Source organism: Pseudomonas sp. JUb42, from assembly GCF_024807945.1.
In the GTDB taxonomy this organism is placed as follows: Bacteria; Pseudomonadota; Gammaproteobacteria; order Pseudomonadales; family Pseudomonadaceae; genus Aquipseudomonas.
This window is the reverse complement of record NZ_JANUFD010000005.1, coordinates 416,752-423,301: the sequence shown is the minus strand read 5'-3', so window position 1 is coordinate 423,301 and position 6,550 is coordinate 416,752. Positions and strand designations below refer to the sequence as shown.

8 protein-coding genes are annotated in these 6,550 nt (G+C 61.0%); 2 read left to right on the top strand and 6 right to left on the bottom strand.

The features are described 5' to 3' along the window. Positions 1-158: 158 nt before the first annotated feature. Positions 159-1,076 carry a polyphosphate kinase 2 gene (ppk2, locus tag M2401_RS13020; RefSeq protein ID WP_259103281.1) on the bottom strand — a complete coding sequence of 306 codons (918 nt, stop codon included), beginning with the start codon at positions 1,074-1,076 and terminating at the stop codon, positions 159-161. A 223-nt stretch (positions 1,077-1,299) separates the two neighbouring features. On the opposite strand from ppk2, the gene M2401_RS13015 reads away from it, so the two are divergent. Beyond that, entirely contained in the window at positions 1,300-2,259 is a 960-nt protein-coding gene (locus M2401_RS13015; RefSeq protein ID WP_259103279.1) for a Ppx/GppA family phosphatase, read from the top strand. Here the strand turns inward: M2401_RS13015 and M2401_RS13010 are convergent. From M2401_RS13010 to M2401_RS12990, 5 genes are all read right to left on the bottom strand, one after another. Continuing rightward, positions 2,256-2,960, bottom strand: coding sequence for a YoaK family protein (locus M2401_RS13010; RefSeq protein ID WP_259103277.1), 705 nt, complete (start codon positions 2,958-2,960; stop codon positions 2,256-2,258). The genes M2401_RS13015 and M2401_RS13010 overlap by 4 nt on opposite strands. A 9-nt stretch (positions 2,961-2,969) precedes the next feature. Beyond that, on the bottom strand, positions 2,970-3,209 hold the full coding sequence (locus M2401_RS13005) for a hypothetical protein (protein ID WP_259103275.1): 240 nt from the start codon (positions 3,207-3,209) through the stop codon (positions 2,970-2,972). Positions 3,210-3,298: 89 nt separating this feature from the next. Continuing rightward, a complete protein-coding gene (locus M2401_RS13000; protein ID WP_259103273.1) occupies positions 3,299-3,637 on the bottom strand; it encodes an FKBP-type peptidyl-prolyl cis-trans isomerase in 339 nt (112 codons plus the stop codon). Positions 3,638-3,711: 74 nt separating this feature from the next. Then, positions 3,712-4,728 (bottom strand): zinc-dependent alcohol dehydrogenase family protein, encoded by a 1,017-nt coding sequence (locus M2401_RS12995; protein WP_259103270.1) that lies wholly within the window; start codon positions 4,726-4,728, stop codon positions 3,712-3,714. 158 nt (positions 4,729-4,886) lie between these two features. Beyond that, a complete protein-coding gene (locus tag M2401_RS12990; protein ID WP_259103267.1) occupies positions 4,887-5,795 on the bottom strand; it encodes a LysR family transcriptional regulator in 909 nt (302 codons plus the stop codon). A gap of 124 nt (positions 5,796-5,919) precedes the next feature. Here M2401_RS12990 and M2401_RS12985 point away from each other — a divergent pair, with 124 nt between their 5' ends. Then, complete coding sequence (locus M2401_RS12985) at positions 5,920-6,540, top strand: glutathione S-transferase family protein (protein WP_259103262.1); 621 nt, start codon at positions 5,920-5,922, stop codon at positions 6,538-6,540. Positions 6,541-6,550 lie beyond the last annotated feature (10 nt).

Here is a 6,550-nt window from a genome sequence, read left to right as displayed (position 1 = left end):
ATTTGGGGCGGGGGTTCCGGCGTCCCCCCCTGTGTTTTTTTATGTGGTAGGGGGCTTGCCCCTAGAAACAAATCTTTCTATTCACCCACTCTTCGGGGCCACCCCACGCTCCCACTGACAATCACATCCAGGTTGTATGTTTGCTATGCACTAAAGGCCTAGTACACCGGCGGCACAATCAACTCATTCGGCGTCGGCACGCGGGTGTAATCCTCACGGCGCTGGCGCTGTGGCAACTCGATCACCGGGTGCTCGACTTCTTCGTAGGGCATTTGCCCCAGCAGGTGATGAATGCAGTTCAGGCGCGCCTTCTTTTTATCGTCGGCCTGCACGACCCACCATGGCGCTTCGGCGATATGGGTGCGGTTGAGCATGATTTCCTTGGCCTTGGTGTAGTCCTCCCAGCGACGGCGCGACTCCAGGTCCATAGGGCTGAGTTTCCACTGCTTGAGCGGGTCATGGATGCGGCTGAGGAAGCGCAGGTGCTGCTCCTGGTCGGAGATCGAGAACCAGTATTTGATCAACTGGATGCCGGAGCGGGCCAGCATGCGTTCGAATTCAGGCACGGTACGGAAGAACTCTTCGTACTGGTCGTCATTGCAGAAGCCCATGACCTTTTCCACGCCCGCGCGGTTGTACCAGCTGCGGTCGAACAGGACGATTTCGCCGGCAGCCGGCAGGTGCGAGACGTAACGCTGGAAGTACCACTGAGTCTGTTCGCGGTCGTTGGGTGCGGGCAGGGCGGCGACCCGGCAGACCCGGGGGTTGAGACGCTGAGTGATGCGCTTGATCACGCCACCCTTGCCGGCGGCATCGCGGCCTTCAAACAGAATCACTACTTTGTGGCCGGTCTTGACCACCCAGCTTTGCAATTTGACCAACTCACCCTGCAGGCGGAACAGCTCGCTGAAATACAGGCGACGGGCTTCTTTTTCTTCGAGGCTGTCGAGGTCGCCTTCAAAGAGTTTGTCGAGGCCGTGTTCGTCTTCGGCCAGTTCCAGCTCCAGTTCTTCGTCGTTGTGGTCCTGCAGCTCGCGGTGGATACGGCGCGCCAAGGTATCGTTGCCTGGATGCATGAGAGAAGCTCGCATGGTTATCGGAGGGCTCCGATTTTAGTAACGGCATGTGACGGGCTGGTGACGGAAACTTCCTACAGACTTTGATTGCTTCGTCACACAGGCAAACGGGCGTTGTCATCATCGTGTAACGGACGCGGTGGCAAGATCAGCCACTTCTTCACTTTTCATGGGCTTGCGCGTCGCGCGTGGGTTGCTCGTGAACTCAACAGGAATTTGGGTATTGAAAAGTGACACTCCGCTGTTTGCCGCCGTGGACCTGGGCTCCAACGCCTTTCGCATGATGATTGGCCAGCCGGTCAAGCGTGACCAGCGCATGGTCATTCAGGAGGTCAAGACCCTGCGCGAGCCGGTCCGTCTGGCCGAGGGCTTTCAGGGCCGGGCCCTGGATAACCTGGCGCTGGAGCGCGGCTGGCTGGCCCTTGAGCGGTTTGGCAAGCGCCTGCGCCATTTCGAGGCCGGTCGCGTTCGGGCCGTGGCTACCAGTGCAGTGCGTGAGGCCGAGAACGGCGGGCTATTCCTCAAAGGCGCGCAAGAGCGCCTGGGCTTTCCTATCGATGTCATCTCCGGGCGTGAAGAGGCCAAGCTGGTTTACGCGGGCGTTGCCCATACCATGCCCGACGCCGAAATTCCGCGTCTGGTGGTAGACATCGGCGGCGGCTCCACCGAGCTGATCGTCGGTCAGGGCGAGCGCCCTTTACTGGCACAGAGCATCGCTATCGGCAGCGGCACCTTCAGCAAACGCTATTTCCCTGGTGGCCACATCAGCGCCCTGGCCATGCAGGAAGCCGAGCGCGCCGCCATCGAACGCTTCGAAAAGGTCGCCCAGCGCTATCGCAAGCTGGGCTGGCAGCAGGCCATCGGCTCATCAGGCACGGCGCGCATGCTGGCCAAGCTGATCAAGCTCAATGGCCTCAACAGCTTCGGCGAGACGGGCATCACGTATGCCGCGCTATTGCGCCTGTCGGTGTGTCTGCTTGAGGCCGGTAATGTCCAGCAACTGCGCCTGGTCGGCCTGCAAAGTCAACGCATGAGCACCTTGCCCGGTGGCCTGGCAATCATGCTGGCAGCGTTCAAGGTATTTGCCATTGAGGACATGCAGCCGTCCGAACCGGGTTTGCGCATGGGTGTGTTGCATGGCCTGTTGGGCCTGCATAACTCGCCGCTGCGTAAACTGGCTTAACGCGGCATATAGCGCTTCTGCCATCTATGAGGGATTTTCAGCGACAACAGGCCCAGCAGTGCGGCGACCAAGGCGCTGACCAACAGCGCCTTGAGCCCCAGTCGCTGCTCCAGAAAGGCGCCGATCACCGCGCCGAGAAACATGCCCAGCCACGGCACCAATTGTACCCGCCAGCCATCGCGGCGTTCGCCGAGCATCCAGCGCCCCAGGCCACGACCAAAGCGTGACAGGGCGCCGGTGACATAGGTCAGGCCCACCGGCAGGCCGTTGACCTGTTCCACGGCGGCATTGAGCATGCCCATCGCCAGAATGGCCGCGATCAGCGCAGGCAACTGCGTATCCAGTGGCCAGGCCGCAGCCAGACACAACAACATGGCGATGCACAGCAGTAACGGCAACGCGCGCCGACCGCTACGCCGGGCGACCACGATACCCAGGGCATTGCCCATTACGAAGGCCAGCAGTACCCAGAGGAGTCGCAGCATGACCCCGGTTTCCCCGGCGCTGATTGCCACCGCCAGTCGGGTTGTATTGCCGCTCATGAATGAAACGAAATCCCCGGTGGCCATGAAGCCGATGGCATCGGTCATTCCCGCCAGCACCGACAGACTTGCCGCCAGCGCCATGCCGATACGGCCGCGCCATTTCTGCATGTGCAAGTGTTGTGGGCTGCTGCCGGTGCGGGTCGGGGCGGGGAGCATGGCGCTTCGTCAATCCTGCGGATTATTGAGCTTGGCACGTACGATGCGCTTGTCTTTGATCTCATCGGCATAGGCCTTGAGCTGGTCGGCATCGCTGTAGAGGCGGTTGACCAGTTGCAGGGTCGCGGTGACATCGACATCCACCATCTGCCCGGCGAGCCTGAGGATTTCGTTGGCGGCGCTTTCCAGATTGACGGCTGAGCCGCGCAAGTGGCGTTTGAGTTCCTGGGTTGGCTTGTTGAGGGCCATAAAAGAGATTCCTGAGCAAAGACGCAAATTACCTTGCGCGGAGCATGGCTTTTTCCCTCGTCGCGCGCAATGCCCCGATGCCTCGGTGATCAATCGTCCCGGGTCAGGACTTCCAGCAGCTCTATTTCAAACAGCAGATTGGAATTTGGCGGGATGGCACTCATGGTCCGTTCGCCATAGGCGAGGTGAGCCGGCACCCAGAGCTTGCGCTTGCCACCGACCTGCATGCCCATCAAGCCTTGGTCCCAACCCTTGATCACCCGGCCGCTGCCGATCACGCACTGAAACGGCTTACCGCGTTCCCAAGAGGAATCGAACACCGTACCGTCTTCCAGGCATCCGGTGTACTGGGTGGTGATCAGAGCACCCTTGACCACGGCTTTGCCGGTGCCGGGGGTGAGGTCTTCAATTTGCAGTTCCTGGGGCATTTGCGGCTCGTACTGTGGTTGGCGATAACGGGCCGCTTTTTCTCAGGATTGCGTGTGGCTGGCAACTGTTTTCATCACACCGGCTTCAAAACCACTCGCCCATACGCCGTCTGGTGTTCCAGATAGTCATGGGCCTTGGCCGCATGTTCCAGATTGAAGCTGCGGTCGATATCCGAGGCCAGCGGGTGTTCCAGGGTCAAGCGGCTGATGCCTTCCAGGGCTCGTTTTAGCGCTTCGCCGTCCTGGCCGATGTTGAATTCGGGCTTGCCGGTGAAGTTGCACAGGCAGTGGACGAAGAAGCGGATGTTCTTCTTGAACGCCTCGATGGCCGGGAAGGGCGTGTAGTTGCCGCCGCGCAGGCCGTATAAAACCAGACTGCCGCGCGGTGCCAGGACGTCGCCGAGCAGGGACATCTGTGGGCCGCCAAGGCCGTCGAAGATGGCCTCGACGCCGTGGCCATCGGTCAGCTTGGTGATACGCATGCCCAGGTCCTGTTCATCGGTGACGATGACTTGCGCGGCGCCGTTGTCGAGCAGGTACTGGCGGTCGTCGGGGTTTTTCGTCGCGGCGATGACCTTCAGGCCCAGGGCCTTGCCCAGCTTGACGAAGGCAATGTTCGGGCTCAGCGTCGCCTCGGTGACGAGGATGCTCTGGCCGGGCTGTACGCGGGCCAGGTCGACGAGGGCAAACCAGGCCAGCAGCAGCGGGTTGTAGTGCACCGCCGCCTGAGCCGGTGTCAGGTTGTCCGGATAGCGGGTCAGGGTGGCGCGGGGCTGAATGATCCGGTCGCCGTAGACCGGGTAGTCGTTGGTATTCACTGCCTGGAAGCTGGCGACGCGATCACCGGGCTGCAGATCAGTGATCTGTGCACCGACGGCTTCTACCACACCGGCCATTTCAGTACCCAGGCCAGCCGGCAGGCGTGCCTTGCATGGGCCCAGGTCCTGACGCCAGAGCACGTCATCCCAGCTCACGCCAATGGCTTCGACGCGGATCAGCACCTCGTCGGCGGCCGGTTGCCGAAGCTTTTGTTCCTCGCACTTGAGCACGTCGGCGGAGCCGAAGTGGTGGAAACGAATAGTGCGGGACATGACATACCTCGTGAGCCAGGGGTGATGAATCGTTGCTGCTGACTCTATCGAGGGCACCCCTGAGGCACCATTAACCCGTATCGATACTTGAAATGCCCGCCATCAATGTGAGGTTTGGGGAACCAGCCGGTCCCACCCATCGGTGTTTACAGCCCGGCTCAACCCAACTGGGCACTAAGCCGCTGACTGATCGCCTCCTTGGCCCATTTGATAAACGCCTGGCTGCGCACCGAGTTGCGCCGGGAGGGCATGTAGACCAGGGACACCGGCACCGGCGGCGGCAGGAAATCACGCAGCACCACCCGCAGCCGGTCATCGGCAATGGCGTCGCGCACCTGATAAGACAGGACCATGCCCAGACCCAGGCCATCCAGGCAGGCGGCAATGGTGCCAGCGGCGCTATTGGTCTTCATGCGCACGTTATTCATCTTGATGAGCACCGGCTTGTTGCGCTCCTCCAGAACCACCTGCGCGCCCAGGACCAGGGCCGAGTGCTGAATAAAGGGCACGTCACAGATATCAGTGGGGCGTTCGATGGGTGGCAGGCTGGCGAGCAGTTCGGGGTTTGCGACCAGGTAGCGGCGGACCTGGCCCAACGGCGTGGCCACCAGATCCGGCGTCACCAGCGGGGCGATGCGTACCGCGATATCGATGCCTTCCTCGATCAGATCCGTGACCCGGTCCAGCAGGATCAGGGTCACGGTGACTTTCGGGTACTGCTTCATGAAGCTGCTCAGGCACGGCATGACGTGGTATTGACCGAACAGCACCGGCGCACTGATCACCAGTTCGCCACTGGGTTCACGGCCCTTGTCGCGAAACACATCTTCGACGGTTTCGATTTCCCGCAGCACCGCCCTTGCCGATTCGGCATAACGGCGACCTTCCTCGGTAATGCGCACCTGGCGTGTGGTGCGTTCGAACAGACGCACACCCAGGTGCTGTTCCGTCGCAGCCAACACCCGCACCACCGTGGGCAACGAGGTGCCGAGTTTCTGTGCCGCGGCGGTCAGGCTGCCTTGCTCGGCAATCGCCAGAACCAGACGCATCGCTTGTAGCGTATCCATTGCCGACTCCATTGCTCCGAAATATGGAGTGAATATGTTCTTTCTGCGGCATTTATTCAATCTGGTGAGGTGGCTAGCATTATCTCCAGCCAAGCCCGTCCCTATCACTCAGCGAGAATCGACCATGAAACTGTTTTACTTCCCCTTGTCCGGCCACGCTCATCGTGCACAGCTGTTTCTCTCTCTGATCGGCGCGGATTGCAGCCTGATCGAGGTCGATCTACCCAATGGCGCCCACAAAACCGAAGCCTTTCTCAAGCTCAATCCATTTGGTCAGGTGCCGGTGCTGGAGGATGACGGGGAGTGGATCAGCGATTCCACAGCGATCCTGGTGTACTTGGCGAAGAAGTTCGGCAAGACCGACTGGCTGCCTGAAGATGCCCTGCAAGCGGCACGGGTGCAGCGCTGGCTGTCGGTGGCCTCGGGTGAGTTGGCGGTCGGCCCCTGTGCCGCGCGCCTGATCACCGTATTCGGGGCCAAGCTTGACCCGGCAACCGCGATCAGCCGTTCCCATAACATTCTGGCGCTGATTGAAGACAACCTCAGCAGCAATGGCGCCTGGATGGTCGGCCCCCAACCGACCCTGGCCGATGTGGCGCTGTACAGCTACATCGTCGGTGCGCCGGAAGGCAACGTCGACCTGACGCCATATCCCTTGATCGGCCAATGGCTGGGTCGGGTCGAAGCACTGGACGGTTTCGTGCCGTTCCCCCGTACCCAGGCCGGGTTGTACGCCCAGGCCTGATCTTGAAACA